General features: G+C 36.9%; 18 protein-coding genes and 4 pseudogenes. 17 read left to right on the top strand and 5 right to left on the bottom strand.

From position 1 onward, the window contains the following. The first annotated feature begins 22 nt into the window (after positions 1 to 22). The 6 genes from J7E66_RS24505 to J7E66_RS32970 all read left to right on the top strand — a co-directional run bounded on the left by J7E66_RS24505 (position 23) and on the right by J7E66_RS32970 (position 3910). Positions 23 to 1123, top strand: coding sequence for an alkene reductase (locus tag J7E66_RS24505; protein ID WP_251033122.1), 1101 nt, complete (start codon positions 23 to 25; stop codon positions 1121 to 1123). 107 nt (positions 1124 to 1230) lie between these two features. Next, positions 1231 to 2421 (top strand): MFS transporter, encoded by a 1191-nt coding sequence (locus tag J7E66_RS24500; RefSeq protein WP_215004655.1) that lies wholly within the window; start codon positions 1231 to 1233, stop codon positions 2419 to 2421. 81 nt (positions 2422 to 2502) lie between these two features. Beyond that, complete coding sequence (locus J7E66_RS24495) at positions 2503 to 2751, top strand: potassium-transporting ATPase subunit C (RefSeq protein WP_215004652.1); 249 nt, start codon at positions 2503 to 2505, stop codon at positions 2749 to 2751. 29 nt (positions 2752 to 2780) lie between these two features. Continuing rightward, positions 2781 to 2936, top strand: a complete 156-nt coding sequence (locus tag J7E66_RS32975) for a potassium-transporting ATPase subunit C (protein WP_215004649.1) — start codon at positions 2781 to 2783, stop codon at positions 2934 to 2936. Between the two features lie 34 nt (positions 2937 to 2970). Further along, positions 2971 to 3231 (top strand): S8/S53 family peptidase, encoded by a 261-nt coding sequence (locus J7E66_RS32050; RefSeq protein WP_251033121.1) that lies wholly within the window; start codon positions 2971 to 2973, stop codon positions 3229 to 3231. 490 nt (positions 3232 to 3721) lie between these two features. Next, the gene (locus J7E66_RS32970) at positions 3722 to 3910 is read left to right on the top strand and encodes a recombinase family protein (RefSeq protein WP_215004696.1); all 189 of its coding nucleotides are present in this window, start codon (positions 3722 to 3724) and stop codon (positions 3908 to 3910) included. Here the strand turns inward: J7E66_RS32970 and J7E66_RS24475 are convergent. Then, entirely contained in the window at positions 3900 to 4052 is a 153-nt protein-coding gene (locus J7E66_RS24475) for a hypothetical protein (RefSeq protein ID WP_215004646.1), read from the bottom strand. The two genes, J7E66_RS32970 and J7E66_RS24475, sit on opposite strands and share 11 nt — an antisense overlap. 132 nt (positions 4053 to 4184) lie before the next feature. On the opposite strand from J7E66_RS24475, the gene J7E66_RS24470 reads away from it, so the two are divergent. The 4 genes and pseudogenes from J7E66_RS24470 to J7E66_RS24455 all read left to right on the top strand — a co-directional run. After that, entirely contained in the window at positions 4185 to 4946 is a 762-nt protein-coding gene (locus J7E66_RS24470) for an MBL fold metallo-hydrolase (protein WP_215004643.1), read from the top strand. A gap of 462 nt (positions 4947 to 5408) precedes the next feature. Continuing rightward, positions 5409 to 6721 (top strand): annotated as a pseudogene (locus J7E66_RS24465) (MFS transporter). Between the two features lie 101 nt (positions 6722 to 6822). Continuing rightward, a complete protein-coding gene (locus J7E66_RS24460) occupies positions 6823 to 8058 on the top strand; it encodes an MFS transporter (RefSeq protein ID WP_215004640.1) in 1236 nt (411 codons plus the stop codon). Positions 8059 to 8319: 261 nt separating this feature from the next. Further along, positions 8320 to 8451, top strand: a pseudogene (locus J7E66_RS24455) (TetR-like C-terminal domain-containing protein); the annotation flags it as partial. A 699-nt stretch (positions 8452 to 9150) separates the two neighbouring features. On the opposite strand, the gene J7E66_RS24450 reads toward J7E66_RS24455, so the two are convergent. Both J7E66_RS24450 and J7E66_RS33110 read right to left on the bottom strand, forming a co-directional pair. After that, the gene (locus J7E66_RS24450) at positions 9151 to 9903 is read right to left on the bottom strand and encodes an MBL fold metallo-hydrolase (protein ID WP_308162576.1); all 753 of its coding nucleotides are present in this window, start codon (positions 9901 to 9903) and stop codon (positions 9151 to 9153) included. Between the two features lie 907 nt (positions 9904 to 10810). Then, entirely contained in the window at positions 10811 to 10954 is a 144-nt protein-coding gene (locus J7E66_RS33110; RefSeq protein ID WP_215004637.1) for a DUF2798 domain-containing protein, read from the bottom strand. 354 nt (positions 10955 to 11308) lie between these two features. Here J7E66_RS33110 and J7E66_RS24440 point away from each other — a divergent pair. Next, a pseudogene (locus J7E66_RS24440) lies at positions 11309 to 12744 on the top strand (gluconate:H+ symporter). 164 nt (positions 12745 to 12908) lie between these two features. Next, the gene (locus J7E66_RS24435; RefSeq protein WP_215004633.1) at positions 12909 to 13874 is read left to right on the top strand and encodes a 3-hydroxyacyl-CoA dehydrogenase family protein; all 966 of its coding nucleotides are present in this window, start codon (positions 12909 to 12911) and stop codon (positions 13872 to 13874) included. 537 nt (positions 13875 to 14411) lie between these two features. On the opposite strand, the pseudogene J7E66_RS24430 reads toward J7E66_RS24435, so the two are convergent. Both J7E66_RS24430 and J7E66_RS24425 read right to left on the bottom strand, forming a co-directional pair. Further along, a pseudogene (locus J7E66_RS24430) lies at positions 14412 to 14564 on the bottom strand (IS3 family transposase); the annotation flags it as partial. 1377 nt (positions 14565 to 15941) lie between these two features. Continuing rightward, positions 15942 to 16262, bottom strand: coding sequence for a hypothetical protein (locus J7E66_RS24425; RefSeq protein WP_215004631.1), 321 nt, complete (start codon positions 16260 to 16262; stop codon positions 15942 to 15944). A gap of 1145 nt (positions 16263 to 17407) precedes the next feature. On the opposite strand from J7E66_RS24425, the gene J7E66_RS24420 reads away from it, so the two are divergent. From J7E66_RS24420 to J7E66_RS24405, 5 genes are all read left to right on the top strand, one after another. Continuing rightward, the gene (locus J7E66_RS24420; protein ID WP_215004628.1) at positions 17408 to 17701 is read left to right on the top strand and encodes an SRPBCC family protein; all 294 of its coding nucleotides are present in this window, start codon (positions 17408 to 17410) and stop codon (positions 17699 to 17701) included. Next, positions 17698 to 17823, top strand: coding sequence for a nuclear transport factor 2 family protein (locus tag J7E66_RS32420; RefSeq protein ID WP_285289254.1), 126 nt, complete (start codon positions 17698 to 17700; stop codon positions 17821 to 17823). Before J7E66_RS24420 ends, J7E66_RS32420 begins: the two co-directional genes overlap by 4 nt. Positions 17824 to 18302: 479 nt before the next feature. Next, positions 18303 to 19790, top strand: a complete 1488-nt coding sequence (locus tag J7E66_RS24415; RefSeq protein ID WP_215004625.1) for an aldehyde dehydrogenase — start codon at positions 18303 to 18305, stop codon at positions 19788 to 19790. A 125-nt stretch (positions 19791 to 19915) separates the two neighbouring features. Further along, complete coding sequence (locus J7E66_RS24410; RefSeq protein WP_215004622.1) at positions 19916 to 20695, top strand: 2-keto-4-pentenoate hydratase; 780 nt, start codon at positions 19916 to 19918, stop codon at positions 20693 to 20695. Positions 20696 to 20739: 44 nt separating this feature from the next. Then, positions 20740 to 21528: a 2-keto-4-pentenoate hydratase gene (locus J7E66_RS24405; RefSeq protein ID WP_215004619.1), complete on the top strand. Its 789-nt coding sequence runs from the start codon at positions 20740 to 20742 to the stop codon at positions 21526 to 21528. Positions 21529 to 21550 lie beyond the last annotated feature (22 nt).

Genomic DNA, 21550 nt, shown 5'->3' with positions numbered 1-21550 from the left:
TGAAATGAACGGGGGAAAATGTATGGGTCAAATTAGCAAAGAAACAAATTCTTGGGGAAATTTAAAAAATGGTTTAGAACGTAAATTGTTTGAACCGATAAAAATCGGAGCTTGGAATTTACGCTCTCGTATCGCAATGGCGCCGTTAACAAGATCCTTTGCAGATGATCAAACGGGCGTAGTAGGGGAGGATATTGTTGAATATTACCGAAAACGTGCTGCCGATGGAGTTGGTTTAATCATTTCAGAAGGAACCGTCATTAGTCCTCGTGGAAAAGGCTATCCTGGAATTCCAGGAATTTATTCAGACAAACAAATTAAGGGATGGAAAAAAGTAACTGATGCTGTGCATAAAGAGGGAGGAACAATGATCGCTCAAATATGGCATGTTGGTCGTTTATCTCATCACGAGCTTGCTGGAAATCTGCCTCCTCAAGCACCATCAGCTATTCCAGCTGAAGGCCTTGTCTCTCGTTTCCGTAAGCCATATGATGTTCCTGAAGAAATGACAATTAAAGATATTAATGAAGTAATCAATCAATATGCGCAAGCTGCGAAAAATTCAATAGCAGCAGGTTTTGATGGTGTAGAAATTCACGGTGCCCACGGATACTTAATTGACCAATTTAATTCAGATATAACAAATCATCGTACAGACGAATATGGTGGTGACCTTGCTCAAAGATTAACGTTTATGAAGGAAGTAATTAAAGCAGTTATCGACGCAATCGGTACAGAACGAACAATGATCCGATTCTCTGCTCATAAAGCAGATATACCAAATTACATGTGGGAAGATCCAGAAATGGCTATTCGTACATTTGTTGAGGCATTTAAGGAAGCGGGTGCAACAATGATTCACCCATCGATTATGCAATTTGATCGAGTGCTTGCAAATGGAAAAACGATGCATCAATTAGTCCGAAAATACTGGGATGGTGTCATTATTGGGGTAGGTACATTAAATCCAGAAATGGCGAATCAGGCGATTGAAGAAGGAATAATTGATGTCGCTGCTTTCGGACGCCCATTAATTTCTAATCCTGATTTTATTCATCGTTTAAAAAATGGTAAAGAGTTGGAAGAATACGATGTTAAGAAGCATCTTCATACATTAATTTAAAAGCACTAGAATAGTATGAAGCTTAAATAGCTTCTTTCATTTTGTATATTATTTCAGTGTTTATAGAAATATAGAAATTAATAGTGATATTGAGGAGAAAATTTCACATGTCAAATACAGCAAAGATTAATATTTTAGCATTGATAAGTTTTTTAGTTGGTACTTCACAGTACATCATCTCAGGTATTTTGGATAAAATGGCAGATGCCCTAGAAGTGTCAATTGGAGCGGCTGGTCAATTAATTACAGTCTTTTCATTAGCCTATGCAATCGGTACTCCTATATTAATGGTATTAACGGCTAAAATGGAAAGACGTAAATTACTGATCTATACGTTATTTGTTTTTATAATAGGAAATTTACTATCAGTAATTGTTCCAGGGTATGGATTATTTATGATTGCTCGCATTATTATGGCTTTAAGTACAGGTGTAGCGGTCGTTACAGTTTTAAGTATCGCAGCAAAGATTACACCTGCTAATAAAAAGGCAAGTTCAATTGCAACAGTTGTAATGGGATTTACCGCATCATTAATCATTGGTGTTCCTATTGGACGTTTTATTACATCTATGTATGGCTGGAAATTTGTATTTATCGGTATCGCATTATTAGTTTTATTTGTCATTTTTATTGTTTTAAATACAATACCAAAAATGAATGGTGATGCTTCAATCCCTTTAACGAGACAAATTGCCATGTTCAAAAATCCAAAAATTGCTTTAGCATTATCAATCACCTTCTTTTTAATGACAGGGTACGGGATTATTTTTACTTATTTATCTCCATACCTTGTAAATACTGTAGGCATGAGTGATCATCTTTTAAGCATTACTTTACTTGTTCTTGGAGTTGCAAGCTTATTTGGTTCTAAACTAGGTGGCTTAAGTGCAGATAAAAGAGGCGTAATTTTTACATTAAAAAGAGGGTTACTTGTAAACGGAACATCTTTAGTCGTGCTTTCATTCATATCACATTCAATTATTGCAGTATTTATTATATTGACAGTCTGGTCATTTGCAGGATGGTCATCAGGTGCAACTCAGCAATATAATTTAGCAACGATATCACCTGAATCCTCAGATGTGTTGCTAGGTCTGAACCAATCGATGATGCAATTAGGTTTTGCAGTTGGTGCAGGTTTAGGTGGAGTAATTGTGGGGCAAATATCAATATCATCAATTACATGGTTCAGTGCGTTATGTGTTGTGTTTGCAAGTATTACAACATTTGGATTATCACGTTTCTTAAATAATAAAAAGATAGTCAACCAAGGTTTTTTGGCACAAAAGCGAGCTTGATCAAATTGGGAGTCTTAAATCGTTATCTTTGCATTTTGTTTACACAATTTGGCTAGTCAATCGACTAAAGGTTCAGAGCTTTTGGCTCAAGAGTTTAAGGGTCCACAATGCTTCTATCCAAGAGGATCCGCGATAAAATATGACCCAAAAGCATCTGATGCAACGAATGCTGCCGTTGCATCAAAAGAATACATTCAAACAGTGAAAGACAATGTGAATCAATTAAAAAAGGAAAATGGAAATTTAGGTGACACGATTTCAACAGCTCTAGTGACAACTTCCCTTTCCGGTTTTGATCCGGATTTAACTCCGGAAGCAGCTAATGCATAGGTACCTAGAATTGCCAAAGCCATGAATGTTTGGAAGATCGAATAGAAAAACTTATAAAGGAACATACCAAAGGACGCCAGTTGGGGATTTTTGATGAGCCTCGTGTAAATGTTTTAGAACTAAACATGGCATTACAACAAATAAAATATAAAGGGGAGAACCTTTCTCTCCTTTTTCTGCATTGATCAAAAAAAAGGAGGGGCATAGACTAAGGGAGTTATGGTGGAAGAAGCTGCGAGGAATGGAGCAGAAAATTTAGAGGATGAGATATATCAAAACAAATTCAACCGTAGTCATAGGGATTCTGGAGCTATTTTAGTAGGAGCTGGAGCACCGCCTCCCGGTACATATGGTAGAAATTATGGCCCTGATCGTTCTAGACTTGAGTTTTCTAATTATGGAGCTATTGTTGATGTTCAAGGGTGGGAAAGGGAAGGAACTACCACTGGTGACGCTGATTTACAAGGTGGAGTTAATTAAGAAGATTGGTATAAAGATAATTTTAGCGGAACATCTAGTGCTTCACCAATTATTGTTGGAACTCTTGCTCGTCTTCAAGGAATTTTAAAATCTCGTGGACATTTACCACTAAAACCTATGCATGCAAGGGACGTTCTTAGAAATTCCGGCTCTCCTCAGCAAGATGCACCCTCAAGACCTGGCACACAGAGTTGATTTGGACTTTTACTTAATCTTTGATATTCAGCGTTCTCAGTATTTCTATGGGAGTGACAAACAAGGAAACATACCCAATTGCCTACGGAATCGTTAACAATGGAGGACAAATTGGGGAGGCCGTTGCTCCTTTAATGGTTGGTATTACTTAGATTCCTATAATTGGAGTATTGTATTTTAATTCCTAGTAATTTGTTCAATATTGAGTCCTTTAGTCATCTTAACAATACAAGAGCCAGTTAATGATCATGAATTGGAAAACACCTAATCGGACACAAGTGTTTGTGAATTAGTAATACAGTTTCTTTCTGTTGTTGCTGAAAAGGAAAGAGAGGATCTTAATAGAAGGCAGCGAGAAGGAATTGAATCGGCCAAAGCAAAAGGCAAAAATCTAGGAAAACTGAAAATAAGCCTAGAATCATTAAATAAGAAACAAAAGGCAATTTTAAAAACAGGATATGAGTCATGGAAATTTAATAAATAACGGCAGTTGGATTTATTAATAAAATGGCCAATCGTGAGTTCTCTGAACTTAATTCAAAATTGCGTTGAAGCAGGATGAAAAATGAAATCCGACTGTTCTTAGTTAGTTCCTTCAAGATATGCATATCTGTGTTATCTAACATTTATTTAACTCCTTTCATAAATAAAGTCAAACCGCCAAAAGACTTTACTTAATCTATGTACCCGTCATGTGTCCATAGTTTAGACTATACATTGTTCAGAGGAAATTTCAAAAGATAAAGGAGTTAATAAATATGAATATACATCAAATTCGTAATGCAACAATTGTCGTTGAATATGCGGGAAAGAAGTTTTTAATCGATCCAATGTTATCAGAAAAAGGGACTTACCCGCCTTTCCCTTCATTAAGACAAAACAACTCAAATAATCCTTTAGTTAGTTTACCAATATCCATTGACGATATCATTCATAATGTTGATGCTGTTATTGTCACTCATCTACATTATGACCACTGGGATGATGCTGCTAAAGAAGCCCTGCCCAAAGAGATTAAAATATTTTCCCAAAATGAAGAAGATGCGACTGAAATTCGAAATGCAGGCTTCCAAAATGTAGAGGTTTTACAAGAGCATACAGTCTTTGAAGGAATCCAATTAATTAAAACAAAAGGCGAGCATGGAAGAGGCGAAATCCTAAAGGTTACTGGTCTAGTGTGCGGCGTTGTCTTCAAACACTCAAATGAGAAAACTTTATATGTAGCTGGAGATACTGTTTGGTATGAAGCTGTTCAGGAAGTAATTGAAACACACAAACCAGAAATCATTGTTGTCAACGGTGGGGATGTTCAACTCTCTGAAGGTGGTTCTCTAATTATGGGGAAAGATGACATTTATGAAGTTTATAAAGCTGCTCCAGATGCAAAAATCATTTCTGTCCATATGGAAGCTGTTAATCATTGGACATTATCAAAAGAAGAATTAAAAAGCTTTATTAATGAAAAAGGAATCTCCTCGAATGTTTTAGTACCTGATGACGGAGAATCATATTCATTTTAAAGAATCAGAGCAGACAGAAATTGTAGTTTTAATTTTATATGAGTGGAAAGACAATCATGTCAGTTGAAACCAATTAAGAATTAGTTCGTCGTTTTTATGAAGCACTTTTCCAAACAACCAATGTGTCTTCCTCTCTTAAAAAATCAAAAGCATCGTCTAGTCCGGTTCTTTATGATTTGTCTCCACTAGCATTGTCAGTGAAGATTTGTTGGCATCCGATTTGTGGTAAAGCATCCTTTTGTTGGATAAAGTTCTGATCTTGAATAGAAACTCAGATTAATTGTGAATGTTAATTTTATTTTGTGCAGTTTCTAAGCATTTATTTGTTCTGTAGTGATACATGGAGCTCATGATTATGTAGTTGATAATCATGAGCTCCTTAATTATTTATTGAACGAAACCTTCTAAAAGAGGATGGGCAAGAAAGTGCAAAAAAATTATTTTGTTAGGAAGTGTAGTTTTATGGTAACTAAAACATGGGATACAAGTAGGTCAAAACAGCATCCTGTTTGGTTGCAAGGTTATATTGATTCAACAGACAAACAAAAACAGCTCTATAAAAAAACATTAAGAATTTTGATCCTATCACAAATCTTTGGAGGGGCAGGACTTGCAGCTGGTATAACGGTAGGCGCACTTCTCGCACAAGATATGCTAGGGACGGAAAGTGCAGCAGGGATTCCAGTTGCCTTACTCACTTTAGGATCTGCTGGGGCCGCACTGCTTGTAGGCCGACTTTCACAGCGTTTTGGCCGTGGACCAGGACTTGCAGCCGGTTTTCTTGCTGGTGGACTGGTGCGGTCGGCGTTATAATCGCTGCCTTAATCAACAGCGTCGTGCTTTTATTCACTTCCCTGCTTATTTATGGAGCTGGTACCGCCGCAAATATGCAAGCGCGATATGCCGGTACAGATCTGGCGACAGCTAAACAGCGGGCAACTGCTGTGAGCATGGCCATGGTTTCTACTACCTTTGGTGCTGTAGCGGGTCCTAACTTGGTCGATGTGATGGGAAAATTTGCGCAATCTATTGGTGTTCCAACTTTGGCTGGCCCCTTTATCTTAGCGGCTGCGGCTTTTATCCTTGCCGGATTGGTTCTCTTAATTTTTCTTCGTCCAGACCCTTTGATTGTATCTACAGCCATAGCGAATGCCCAGGAGGAAAACCGCACTGTGCAGGCAGAACCAAATTCCGAAAGCTCTACAATAAACAAGAGAGGAATTGTCGTGGGCGTTACAGTAATGGTTTTGACTCAATTTGTCATGGCGGCCATTATGACCATGACACCGGTCCATATGGGACATTATGGTCATCGTTTGGGAGAAGTGGGGTTGGTCATAGGTTTTCATATAGGCGCCATGTACTTGCCTTCGCCTCTTACAGGGATGCTTGTAGATAAAGTTGGTCGTACTTCAATGGCTGTTGCTTCTGGTGCCACGCTTCTGGCCTCTGGTATGCTGGCAGCTTTTGCCCCTGCAGATTCAATGGTACTACTTATCTGTGCGTTAGTACTACTTGGTGTTGGCTGGAACTTTGGCTTAATAAGCGGAACGGCTCTCATTGTAGATGCAACACATCCATCTATTCGTGCAAAAACACAGGGATCTGCTGATGTCTTGCTTGCATTATCAGGTGCCACCGGCGGTGCGTTATCAGGATTGGTAGTCGCTCATTATAGTTATGCGATACTATCGCTTTCTGGAGCAATTCTGTCACTGTTGCTTATTCCTGTAGTTGTTTGGTCTCGTAAGACTCCAAGCAAAGATTTGATATAAATTTTTTCTACTTGCAATAGCTTTTGATTAGTTAGACCTCTTGGACAGTATTGTGGAGAGGTATTTCACATCAATGATTATACAGAAAGAGGTGTTTATATATGAAGAAAACAATTAAAGAACAAAAGTTGGTATTAATTATTCTATTAAGCAATATATTCATTGCATTTCTAGGTATAGGTCTCATCGTCCCCGTTATGCCGTCTTTTATGAATATCATGCATTTATCGGGAAAAACGATGGGCTATCTTGTCGCTGTACTTGCTGTGGCACAACTACTTATATCACCGCTCGCAGGACGATGGGTTGACCATTATGGCAGAAAGAAAATCATCATAATCGGCTTGTTTCTTTTTGGTGTTTCAGAACTTATCTTTGGTCTAGGCACGAATGTTTCAGTGCTTTATATATCAAGGATTCTAGGGGGAATTAGTGCCGCCTTTATTATGCCAGGTGTTACTGCATATGTTGCAGATATTACATCTGTTCAGGAACGGTCAAAAGCGATAGGCTATATTTCTGCCGCCATTAGTACTGGCTTTATTATCGGACCTGGCATCGGTGGCTTTATTGCAGAATACGGTATACGTATGCCCTTCTTCTTTGCGGCAGGCATTGCCTTTTTAGCATGCATTTCATCAATATATATCTTAAAAGAGCCGCTAACAAAGGAACAGCTTGCAGAAATTTCTGCTAATACAAAGCAAACAAACTTTATAGGCGATTTCAAAAGATCACTTAATCCGCGTTACTTTACTGCCTTTATCATTGTATTTGTACTTGCTTTCGGTTTATCAGCATATGAAACAGTTTTCAGCTTATTTTCTGATCATAAATTTGGCTTCACGCCGAAGGAGATTGCAGCTATTATTACAATCAGCTCAATCTTCGGAGTTGTTATGCAAGTATTTATGTTTGGAAAAATGGTAGATATACTTGGTGAAAAGAAACTGATCCAATTATGTTTAATTATAGGTGCAATATTGGCGGTGGCGTCCACTGTAATCTCTAGCTTTTTGGCAGTGCTGGTGGTAACTTGCTTCATCTTCCTCGCATTTGACTTGCTTCGCCCGGCATTGACGACTTTTTTATCAAAAGCTGCCGGGAAAGAGCAAGGATTTGTTGCTGGAATGAACTCAACCTATACGAGCTTAGGTAATATCGGTGGGCCAGCGATGGGTGGAATATTATTTGACGTAAACATCCACTATCCTTATCTTTTCGCTGCTGTCATTATGGTCATTGGCTTAGGTATTACAGTTATGTGGAAAGAAAACCAATTGGGAGAAAGCTTAGCGAAAAAAATAGAAAAGCACGAGGCACCTTTGGAACAATAAAAGCCCTAGATTGTACCTGTGATGATCATTCAAAGTAGCTTTCCTTGTGGAGTTAGAAAACTATCTAACTTGAAAAGCTATACTCTTATCTTTGAACATTTGAACAAAAAACCCTTGTCCATATGGGACAGAATTGAACCCTTAGAGTGGGACAAATAAAAACACCTTTAAGTTGAAAAAGCGGGTATGTAATTACCTAAAAAGACAACTTGGAGGTGTTTTTCTTTATGGGGACGAGAGTGAGTTATGCAGCAGAAATAAAAAGATGTAGTTGTCGAATTTGTTGCAAATGCTTACTTAGGTGTAGTGGAATGGTGGCTAAAAAATGGCATGCCTTATCCACCGAAGGAAATGGCAAAAAAAGTGGGGGATTTATTAGAGAGGATTATATAGATTTATCGCATAAAAAAATCTCTCTGATTTATTAAAAGAATGAGGAGGATAATGTGTCCTCCCCTCTTCAATAAAAATATTGTATGTGAAGGGTTATACTTAAACTACCATGAAAATAAACTTCTGTAATTCAGGAATAAAGGCAATGCTAAAGAAGACGCAGCTCATTCATTTTTAAAAAAGGGGAGAGCGCCTAATTCATTGATCTTTGGAATCGAGTTGAATAGATTAAGATGCTTCTGGTTCTTGTAAAGTAACTGTGTATCCTAAACTTCAAGTCTTCGTAGTGAATGCCGAACAATGGATTGCTGCCTCTGTTTATCAAAGTAGTCTTCGCCTAAGTCTACATACATTTCTTTCCGTGTTAAGAGATAATAAGAGGTACGTAACATGGCATGTGCGACCACTATTCCGGCTCGCTTTTTGCCTTTTCGTGATGCATTTCCGAAAGGAACTTACTCTCTAATAATTTAATCTGAATCTCATTAAATATAATTTTACTCATTTTAAATTTCCTCCGGTTATATCCCCTAAATGATTATAAACGGGTTTTTGTCCAGCGAACACAAAAAACCCGAATAAGGGACTTTTTTTAAAGTCTCCATTATTCGGGTTATAGTCCATGTAACGGGGAAGTTTTTCGATAAGCGGTTGGTATGTAACGCTGCATTTACCTTTATGCATCACTGCTCTGATCTATTAATTTACTTCGGAAAGTTTTCGAAATTGCTCGTTGACTTGGTTATCCACAAGACCCCCGTGATAGCAGATCACTTTGGCAATATCAAATAGGGTGAATTTTTTCTGCGATTCAAGCGCCATCGGCATATCTGGAGTTGCCTGTGGATTTGGGCCGAGAATTTTGCCGTCCTCACTAACGGTTGCATCCCCAGTAATGAGCGTCTTTGTCGGATGATGATAGAGGCTGAAATGACCAGGTGAATGGCCTGGTGTGAATATGACCTCTACACCTCCGAAAAACGGAAGGACATCGCCATCGGAGACGACCTTTGTAATTTTGGCTGTTGGCGGATTAAGAAAAATGGTTTCCACCTGTTTGCGCATGTCCTCAGGAATACGTGAGAGCATTTGTGTGACCTTGTCCCTGGTCATCTTGATCGGCTCCTTATCACCTTCAATAAAAGGTTTATCTTCGGCATGCGCATAAACATCAATTGGTTTCCGCGCTGCTTTTAACACCTCTTGAATGCTGCCTATATGATCAATATCCTGATGGGTTAGAATGACCGCGTCAAGCTGTTCAAAAGGAACACCGGCTTTTTTCATCGCAGCTTTAATGTCTTCTAACTGCCCTGGCATCCCGGTATCAACTAAAACAGCATGATTCCCATCATGGAGTAGAGTGGGATGGATTGTCCTGCGATTGCCCATCATATTCATCTCAAGTTCCAACATTTCAATTCCATCTGCAATTTTCATAATTTCCTCCAAAGCCGACTGCCCAGCTTTGGAACACACCTCCCTGATTTTAGAAATCCTTACTGTTGAAGATATTCCCTTTAACCCCCCCTTCTTCTTGATGCACATAACGTTTTCCGTGGAAAAATGAAATGACAGCTGCTATAAATGATATCATAATCAATATGCCAAAGGTTAGATTTAAGCCATGGAGGAATACCATGTCAATTAAATGTGGAAAGAATTTATGACCGATAATCATTTTTGCCTGTTCAGACGAAAGACTACTTAACAAGTTTAGAAAACTGAACTTTCCCATTTTGAATGGTTAAAAATCCATTCATTTATGCGCAAACCAGCATTATAAGCAAAGTTTTTGTTCCGATACTCGTCCTTTAGGAACTTTTTTATTGACTTTCCACCTATTTACATACGTTTGCCCCCTGGTCTTAAAATTGCTCTACCTTTTCCAGTTCAAAGTTTTTAAACTAATTTGATTTCCTTGTTCAAGAATAAAATTTTGATGGTTTCCACTGCATCAATGATATGCAAAACATCCGGTCTTGCATAATGACCAACAGGATTAAAATCAAATTGGCTGATGCGATTTATTTCATATCAAGGTCAGCAATGATGTTATCTTCTTTTCCCCAAACAGATTCAGTAATGTATTCACCCAAAGGTCCAACAATTGCACTTCCTCCATTACACATCACTTCGGGAGTAGATTTTAAATCCTCATAACATTCAGTATTAAAAAAGAAGTGGAATTGTCTCCACTTCTTTTTGTTACTAGAACCAACTTTTTCTACTTTACCAGAACCTATAGAATCCCCGCCGTAAGTACTTTGCTGTAAAATTTTTTATTAATCGTTTTGTTCTCTCACTAAAATATTATTCTCAATTATTAGTGGTTTTTCTAGAAAATTAATTTTTTTCATTATTTTTGTATTACTCTCAGAAAATAGTAAGCCCCAATAAAAGCGCAAATAAAAGCCTGTGACCAAGTTTTTAACCATGTATGTAAAAATGTTTCATCAAAACCCCTATTTATTTTATATGGTTTTATTATATCAGTAGCCATTGATAAATTAACATCATAAAACATAGAACAAGAGTAACATCTGAAGGTAATAACGGTGGAACAATTTGAAAATTTGAAATAACTTATCTGGATGTTCTCTAGAGTATTTCCGACATTATTAAATGAAATAGCAAAAATAACAATTATTAATCAATACAGTAATATTTTCTCCTTATAGATCCCGTTATTGACTTACAACTATAAAAAATATTTTTAAAAAACCGCCTTTTTATAAATTATATTCTATTAGATATTTCAATAGCTTTTTATTATACTATAAACATTCAGAAAATTCCCATATATATAAAATATTTATTTTCTGAATGTTTAAGACAAAGGGGATTCTTTAAGTTAATGGAAGATTTAGGGCTATATAAAAAGTTTTTAATCACGGTCTTCAAATTAAACGCTTTCATCTCATTGATTATTTCCTCGTTTGTTGTGGCGCTGGCATTAGGGATGCCGCTAGGTGACATAGTCGCTTCAGTAGAAGATGGATTAGGCGGTACTTTAGGACATATAGCGCTAATCTTAGGTTTCGGAGCGATGATTGGTCGTTTGATGCTGATGCAGGTGGAGCCTATCGAATTCAATGACATTAATCGATAAGTTTGGAAGAAGGAATGTGCAATGGGCAATTGCTGCTTCTTCCTTTATCGTAGGAATTGCTTTATTCTGGGACGTTGCCTTTATTCTATTAGTTCCAATAATCTATATGATTTCTAAGGAACTAAAGATTTCCATTACACACTTTGGCCTTACGTTAGCAGGTGCTTTAGTTGTCGCACACAGCTTCTTGCCACCTCATCCAGGAATCACTGCAGTTACACAGGAGTACGGAGCAGACCTCGCCATGGTATTAATATACATATCATTATTGGGATACCAACAATTGTAGTTGCGGGAGTTTGGTACCCTAAAATCAACAAAAAGTGGATCCCAAGTGCTTTTGAAAAAACAGGCAATGCGGAAGCAATAGGAGATCAAAAACTATGGAAATTAGAAGAAACACCTGGATTTGGAATCAGTGTCTTAACAGCGGTATTCCCGATTCTATTGATGTTTGTAGCAGCTTTTTTAGATATTTTCAAAAACAATTGGAATTTGCCGATAATCTTTTAGTTGTAATTATTCGTTTTGTCGGAACCGCTCCAGTAGCTTTGTTAATCTCACTATTATTAGCTTTGTATACAATGGGAATTGCCAGGAAAACTCCAATGAAAGATTTAACGTCCTCTGCAGGGGCATCCATCAACGCGATTGGTTTGCTAATCTTAATTACTGGTGGTGGTGGTGCATTCAAACAAGTTATTATAGATGGCGGAGTTGGGGAATATATTGCTAGTCTGTTTACTGATGTTTCCATTTCTCCAGTTCTTCTTTCGTGGATTCTTGCCGTAATTTTCCGTATTTGTTTAGGTTCAGGAACTGTTGCAGCATTATCAACTGCCGGATTGGTGCTTCCAATGCTAGAATCATATCCTGAGGCAAACTTAGCACTTGTTGCTCTTGCTACTGGAGCGGGAACAGCTTTTGCTTCACACGTAAATGATCCTGGCTTCTGGATGGTAAAAGAATTTTTTGGCTTATCAATGAAAGAAACATTTGCGACATATACGATTCTTTCATCAGTAGCATCAATTGTTGGAATTATTCTTGTCCTCTTAATGGATACTTCTGTCATATTAGCTGGTGTAACCATTGCAGCTATCCTAGTTGCTGCAGTTGTTATTCACACGATTGAAGGGGCTGGAAACAAGAAGAAGCAAATTAAAAATATTTCTGTTTAATCTTTATATATTAACATAACACCAAGAGAAAGCTATCCGATAAATTCCTTTCACAATGAAGTTACTATTATAAAAATAAATAGCAAGATGCTTCCTATTTTTAATAGAATTTCTATTCTAATTATGAAAAATGGAGAAAATATAATACGAAATGGGGTTTTTAAATGAAGATCATCACAGTACTTGGAGCAGGTATTATGGGTCATGGCGTTGCTCAATTACTTGCACAAGCAGGATATATTGTACGTATTCAAGCTAGACGCGAGACATCATTGGAAACAGCAAAAAAAATGATTACGAACAGCTTGGAAATTATGGTTGATAAAGGAATGCTGTCACAAGAAAAAATGGAGCAGACTTTGGATAATATTAAATATACAACAGATTTACTTGAAGCGATCCAGGATACTGATTTTATTCTAGAATCTATTCCAGAAGTGCTTGAGACAAAATTAGATACTTACGAGATTATTGAAAGTATTGTCTCTGAAAAAACGATTATTGCATCTAATACATCTACTTTCCCATTAAAAGAATTAACACAAAGAGCAAAACATCCAGGAAGATTTATCATTACACACTACTTTAACCCTCCACAACTTGTACCAATTGTAGAAATTGCTAAATTTGAGAAGACAGATGAAAATGTCGTAAAAGTAACTTATGACCTAATGAAGGAAATCGGTAAAACTCCAGTAGTACTGAAAAAAGAGATTACCGGCTTTATCGTTAACCGCATACAAGTAGCTTTTCTACGGGAATGCTTCAACTTAATTGAATTGGGAGTATGTACGGCAGAAGATATTGATATCGCTGTAAGAGGAAGCATGGGCTTTAAATGGGCTTTTTGCGGACCAATGGAAAGTCAGGATTTAGCAGGTCTGCAAACAACACAAGCTATGGTATACAACATCGAGCAGGATTTATCGAATACAAGAGAAGTTCCTAAATTCTTAAAAGAAATGGTCGAAAAAAGTGAACATGGTATTCGTTCAAATAAAGGTTTCTATGAATACGATGATAATGGGGCAAAAGCAATTTATACACGTGATGATAATTTCCTAGATCTTCTAAAATTAATTCAAGACAAAGAAGCAAAGAAGGAAAAAACAGCAACAGCAGTTAAATAAGCAATGTGACAGTTTAAAAATAGTGAGAAAGAAGTTGGTTTAGCCGGCTTCTTTTTTTTTGCTCCGTACAGCGTCTCCGATTCTGGGATAGAAAAAGCTTTTGTTGATAATAAGGGGTTTCAACCAACAATAGGAATCGGGGATATTTTTGCTTTTAGGAGGGGCAATTCATTTTTAATAAAGACTGTATTAAATTTTAATGGTCATGAAAGGTTCTAAAGGAGTTAAACGAGATGATGGTTCGCGGAAATTGCCAACAGCAAAATGCGCTTTATAGTCATACCAGAATTCATTATTACCATCACTGTTTTTCTTGACACCCCAGGCATGTTCAATTGTATTTTTGATCAAAGATCTTCAAAAGAACTTCAAGTTGGTCTGCAATGGTCTTTTCTTGTCATAAAAACACAGTACATCCTCCAATAATCAAATAGCTCTGACCTGTCACACTTTTAGTTTTTTCTCTAATTGATAAAAGAGGACTGAAAATCAGAGTCATATTAGGAGGAGAAAACAAGATGGTACAAACAGCAACAAAATTTCTCTTGCGAATTTGCCCTTCTCTTTTTCCACAATAAATATATGCTTAAATTGATCAGTATAGGTGATTCCTTTTGAGCTTACAGATTTAACGTAATTATTAGCTGATTGCAACTTGATCTCTTTCTCTGTGAAGATCTTTTTACTCATAATTTCTCCGTCTCCATGTTTAGTTCTCTGAGTTGTATTTCTTAATTATACAAAAATGTACCCTATAGGTAGACCTTTTTTAAGTACTCTATTAGGGTACATTTTATAGGGAGAACAGCTTTTTTTTTTGGAAAAAAATAAATTTGGAAGGATTTAAATAGAAAGATGTCTTTTTGTTTATTCGTGGTTTTATTTTTGATTTCCAACTCCTCTTACCCTTTTTTAATTAAATGTTTTTTAGAACTCACTCAGGACAACGAAGTCTAGTCATTATTCCTATTAAAACATTTCCTTGCACTAGAATTAACAATGTATTCATTGTGTTTATATATTAATAAAATCTTGAATTTTTGCTCTAGAAGAAAGATTATTTCGATTAGAATTACATAGGGAAAAGATTTAAAATTAAATTAATCAAGATAATATTCCGATATATTTAAATATTAACATTTTTGACCATAGCACACTGTGTTAAGTTTTGGATGCGATTACATTTGGCTGAGGTATCCGGATCAATGCTAGTTTTTGTGCATTTGATAGTTGCACGAATCCCTGTGAGAAAGTAACTCTTTGAGAGTGCTAGCAAATTAACAGACAGGTTGTAACCTAAAGTGAATCCTGTCGCCTCGTCAGAAGAAATACGGGTTTTGCCTATCCTATTCCAAGTCAAATTACAGAATTTTCCTAGGAGGATAAAAACAACTGTTTCATCAGGTGGGGGGAGTACCAACCTATTTACTTATTTTGCTCGAGTAGAGTCTAATAAGAAGGGAGCATTCATTATGGTAATGGTTTGTAAAGAACATCTCACAAAAGGATTGGAATTACTTCCTGTTCCACATGTAAAAAAAATGCCTGTCCAAACAAAAAAAACATGTTCCTTTTGTGGCAAACAGGCGGAACTAAAATTATTTCTTCTTCTTAGCGTTAGAGAACAAATATCATTTAACCTGATTCATTCATAGTAATTTAAGATTTAAGCTTATAGCCTTGTATATAAACTTTCTCACCCAAATTTGGTTTGCGCTAAAAAAATGAAAAAAGAATCCACTTCTATTAGTTTTAAGTAAACACAAAAAAAACCACACAGAAAGGATTCTTTAACGCAAGTAACTCTTGATTTCAACCGGAAAATTAAATTGTCAAGTGATGGAGGATCTCTTTCCTCCTGATACAGGTGAATTTCTCTTTAGAGAATTCGATGAAAAATCGGATTTTCGAAGACTTTAGGAAAGCGAGGGGATGAATAATTGGATTATTATCTTTTACCAGGATACTATGTGTCGGTAAGACAATTTCTCCTCAGCAATGTGTGACCACGATATTTAAATAAATCCAAAAGATAATGCTAAGCAGTCGTGTAAGTAGAACGAGTATCTATTTCCCTAGCCCCCAACTAAACAAGTCCTTATTTGCCTCTTGATACTCCTGATAAGCCTGTATTCTTGATTTTTCACGGTCAGTCAGACATAAAAATTGGTGAGCTGAAAATGACCTGAAATTCTCAGAAAAAATATGATATAGTACGGAAAGTAACGAACTATCATTGTCGGTTACAAAACGCCGGTTTTGTGTTTTTAACAAATCTTTACTAAGCCCATAATGAGCGATAGTTATATAGGTTGAATTTGTATGCAAGCCTTCAATATAGTTATCTCTGGGGTTGAATTTATCGAGCTTATCTTTATATTGACTCATTATTTGAGTATCGTTTTCAGTTGGCTCTTGCGGATAATAACTAGCCTTAATCTTGCATGTTTTCGGGCAAAATGGTGTAGGTGGTCTTCTTTATATAAAACGGTTTCCAGCATTTTATCTTCAAGCCTTATGTCCACATCATCATATCTCGCTCCGCCCATTCCTTTTTTTACGAATGTTGTTCAAGCAGTAAATCATTTTATTGGTATTAATCCAGACCGTTCCAAAAGATTTGTTTTGTAATGGCTTCTCTTCGTGTCGTCCAAAAATTCTAAGTATCTGCGATAAACCCATTCCAATTTACTATAATAAGTTTTTACCCCAATACCTAGAACATCAATAGTTTTTGAATCTTGCATTTTATTTACCAATAGCTTGATGAATAACGGCAGGATGCCATTTCATTTTTGGTTAAAGGTAGATGTTTTCTTCTGGTCGGCATCATATTTCCCACACTCTTTACACAGCCCTCGCTGCGTGCCAGTTTTGCTTTTTTTTCTTTTGTAGAAATAGGAAGGATGTTCAACTGGATTTTTATCTGAATTTACACACGTTTCCTTATGAAATTGGTATTCAGACACAACATCCTTCACAGAATTAATACGAATTCAGTGTTCTACTTCCTGTGCGATGCTCTAATTAGAATAGGGTGTGGTGGTGCAATCGAATGTCATACCTTGATTAGGATATATAGCGTCACAAGTTAGATTGAATTGATTTGTGTCCCGCTTTCCCGATGAGCTTGTACCGATAAGGTTTATTCTTGACCGCAGTAAATTGTGTTTGTGGCTTTCCGAACCACTTGCAAAACGGATTGATACAAAAATTATATTGAATGGTATGTTTAATCCCATTTAATCGAAATGTAACTGGAAGAAACAAAGGTTTACTATATTATTAACAGCGTATTCATTGTGTTTATATATAAATAAAATCTTGAATTCGGGCGCGAGAAGAAAGATAATTTCGATTAGAATTACATGGTCAAAAGATTTAAAATTAAATTAATCAAGATAATATCAATATTTAAATATTAACATTTTTAAATATTGATATTATCTGAAAAATACATTAGACGCTGATTACCTTAGCACGTTGGGTTAACTTTTGGATGCGATTACATTTGGCTGAGGTGCCCGGGTTCGATGCTAGTTTTCGTGCATTTGATAGTCACGACAAGAAGGAATCATACCAGCTATTTAGAGTTTTTAGGGCCAGGCGGTTTTGCGACTCCGGATGATAATGAAGCACTTGAACTATGCCAGGAAGGCTTTTTAAATACTAAAGAAGTCGGATGGAATGATATTTCCAAAGGAATGAACAGGGAAATTCTCCAAGCGACGGATGAAGAACAAATGCGTTCCTTTTGGCGTGAATGGGATAAACGGAGGACAGCAGCTGAAAGCAAAAATGAAGAAGCTGGGAAGGTGAAAGTATGAACATAACACGTCAGGAAATTGAGGATCTTTTAGTCCATGAGGAGGAACCTCTTGATGAGTTTAAGCTAAAGGAGTGGGCTACATCATTCGCAAGCAATGGAACGTATCATCGGAAATCCTGATGCGGACTTTAAAAAATTTCTTCGTTCATGATGATCGAGCCCGTCTAGAACAGGGGCGTTACGATTATTGAAAAAGAAGCCCATGTAGAATATCCGCACTCAACCACTCTTCACAATATCACGAATGTAAGAATCGTTAGTAATGAAGGGGATGCCGTATGGTAAGCTGCATTTACTCAACCTATCTCACAAAACGTGAAGTGCTCGATAATTACGTCGGAGTCAACGAATACATCTTGGTAAAAGAAAAAGAAGAATAAAAGATTCAATCCAAGAAAGTCATCCTAAAACTAGACAGTCTCCGTCAGCACGGAAAAGTAAGCATTATCTTATAATTTAGGTTGGGTCAGACGCACACTTTATTAACTCTTTTAAATGAAGTGGAAAGTTCCATAAACAAATAAGCATTAACATAAAACATGTAAGCATTAACGCTATATTTAGAAAATATTAAAATCAAAACCAAGGAGGAATTATGAATGGTGCAAGTCGAAACTAAAACAGAAGTTGAACCTATCGTAAAACCATTTGATTGTTTACATTATATCGACGGTAAATTTGTTGAATCTGTAGATGGAAAAACGTTTAATAACGTGAACCCTGTAACTGAGGAAGTTTATGGTACAGTTGCAGAAGGAAGCGCGGCAGATATTGATTTAGCTGTTAAAGCTGCTAAACGTGCTTTTGAAGAAGGACCATGGGGAAAAATGACTGTAAATGAACGTTCAAGAATTATCCGCAAAGTTGGTGACATTCTTGAAGCAAGACAAGAAGAAATCGCACAATTAGAATCATTAGATACTGGTAAGCACCTTAAATTCTCACGTCACGTTGATGCTCCTCGTGCAGCAGCAAACTTCCATTTTTTTGCTGATTACATGATTTCTATAGGAACAGAGGCATACCAAGATGAAACTCACAATGCGCTTAACTACGGATATCGCCGCCCGATTGGAGTAGTTGGATTAATCCAGCCATGGAATCTTCCATTATTCTTATTAACATGGAAATTAGCTCCAGCTTTGGCTGCAGGGTGTACAGTAGTGATTAAGCCATCTGAATTAACCCCAATGACTGCAACAAGATTAATGGAAATTCTTAAAGAAGCTGGTGTTCCGGATGGAGTTGTAAACTTGGTTCACGGTTTTGGACCTGGTGCTGGAAGTGCAATCAACAAACACCCTGACATTTCAGGTATCGGTTTTATCGGGCAAGTATCTACAGGTGCTAAAATCATGGCAGAAGCTGCGCCTACACTAAAAAAGCTTTCTTTCGAATTAGGCGGTAAAAACCCTAACATTATCTTTGCAGATGTGGATATTGATGAAGTAGTGGCAACAACCATTAGATCAAGTTTTACAAATCAAGGTGAAGTTTGTGTCTGTGGTTCAAGAATCTATGTTGAACGCCAAATTTTTGATGAATTCGTAGAAAGATTTGCATCTAAAACAAGAGAATTAAAAGTTGGCGATCCATTTGATATGAGCAATGATCAAGGCGCATTAGTCGCCAAAGTACACTATGATAAAGTAATGAGCTATCTGAAAATTGCTGAAGAAGAAGGCGGTACTTTCGTTACAGGCGGTAAGCGCCCTGATGGTTTGGATAAAGGATATTTCATAGAACCAACCATCATTACTGGTCTAGATGACAGATCTCGTTGTGTTCGTGAAGAAATCTTTGGACCGGTTGTTACAGTTATTCCATTTGACACAGAAGAAGAAGTGATTGCGGCAGCAAACGATACTCGGATGGGCTTAAGTAACACAATCTGGACTAACGATATCCGTCGTGCACACCGTGTAGCCCAAAAAATTGTATCAGGTTTATCTTACATCAACTGCTGGTTTGTACGTGATCTTAGAACTCCATTCGGAGGTACGAAAGACAGTGGACTAGGTCGTGTTGGCGGTAGTCACAGTTGGGAATTCTACACTGAAATAACTAATATTTGTGTTAAACTTTAATTTTAGATTTTAACATGGATATTTTGCACGGTTTAAATAAGATATACCGTGCAACTTTTTTGAATGTTTCTCAGCTTTTACTAAACAGTGTCAAAATACATTTATAATAGAAAGGATATAATCAATTGACTAGTAAAATTGAAAAGTTTGCTGCTAAATTATTAGAAGCTGAAAAAAAACGCGTTGGAATTAATCCGCTAACTGTGGTAGATCCAGAAATTACTGTCGATGAGGCATATTATATTCAATTGGAAAATATTAAAAAGAAGCTAGCTGAAGGACAGAAAATTGTTGGCAAAAAAATTGGATTAACCTCTGTTGCTGTACAAAAAATGTTGGGTGTTGATGAGCCTGACTATGGACATCTATTAGACAGCATGGTCGTTGAAAATGGCGGTACTATTTTTTGTGAGACCATGCTTCAGCCGAAAGTAGAAGGTGAAATTGCATTTATTTTAAAGAAAGATTTAAAAGGTCCGAATGTGACTGTTCTTGATGTGCTGCAAGCAACAGATTATGTTGTTCCTGCTTTAGAAATTGTTGATAGTCGGATACAAGATTGGAAAATTAAGCTACCAGACACAGTCGCTGATAATGCTTCATCTGGATTATTTGTATTGGGTGGCAAGCCTACAAAAATTAAAGATATTAATCTAGAATTAATGGGCATGGTACTTTTGCAAAATGGTGAAGTTGCCAATACAGGTGTTGGAGCCGCTGCACTTGGAAATCCGGCAACTTGTGTTGCATGGTTGGCGAATCGTTTAGCAGATTATGATATTACTCTTAAAGCAGGTGAAGTAATCCTTTCGGGTGCACTTTCCGGCATGGTTGTCGTTAATCCGGGCGACAATTTTACAGCAAGATTTGCTTATCTTGGGCAAGTAAGCGTTAACTTTAAATAATTGGCTTAAATAGATACTGAATCTGGATCAAAGGAGGAAAAGGAATGACAAGTGATATTATTAAACAAATTGCTGATTACTTAGTTGCTGCGGAAGTAGAAAAACGTGAAGTTGTAAAGGTAACTAAGACGTTTAAACCTGATTTAACAGTTGAGGAAGCTTATCAGGCACAGGAACTGCTTGTTCAAAAAAAATTAGACGAGGGCCGAAGAATCATTGGCCCTAAGATGGGATTAACAAGCAAGGCGAAGTGGGAACAAATGGGCGTTACTGAGCCAATTTACGGATATGTGTTTGATTATATGTTGATCGATAACGGTGGTGTTCTTCCATTTTCTGATCTGATCCATCCAAAAGTGGAAGCAGAAATTGCGTTTTTGATTGGCGAAGATATTGAAGGACCTGGAATTACCGGCTCACAAGTGTTAGCTAAAACAGAGTATGTTTTACCTGCACTTGAAATTATTGACAGCCGTTATGAAAATTTTAATTTTACTCACACAGATGTAATTGCTGATAATGCATCTACTTCAAGGGTCGTATTCGGTAATACACTTCGAAAACCAAATGACTTTGAACTTGAATTAGTAGGGGCAACTTTATCGATTAATGGCCAAATTAAAGAATTGGGCGCTGGCGCTGCCGTTTTAGGACATCCTGCCAATGCCATTGCAGTATTGGCAAACATGCTCGCTAGAAAAGGAGATAAAATTAAAAAAGGCGAAATCATTTTATCGGGAGCCTTAACAAGTGCAATATTGTTAAAAGTTGGCGACGTTGTTTCAGGTAAATTTGATGGGCTGGGCGAAGTAACTTTCTCTGTTGGTGAATAAATGAGCAATTTTAAAACATATT

The organism is Bacillus sp. ISL-7 (genome assembly GCF_018613065.1).
Note: the sequence above shows the minus strand (reverse complement) of the source record. Positions and strands in the feature narration are given on the sequence as shown.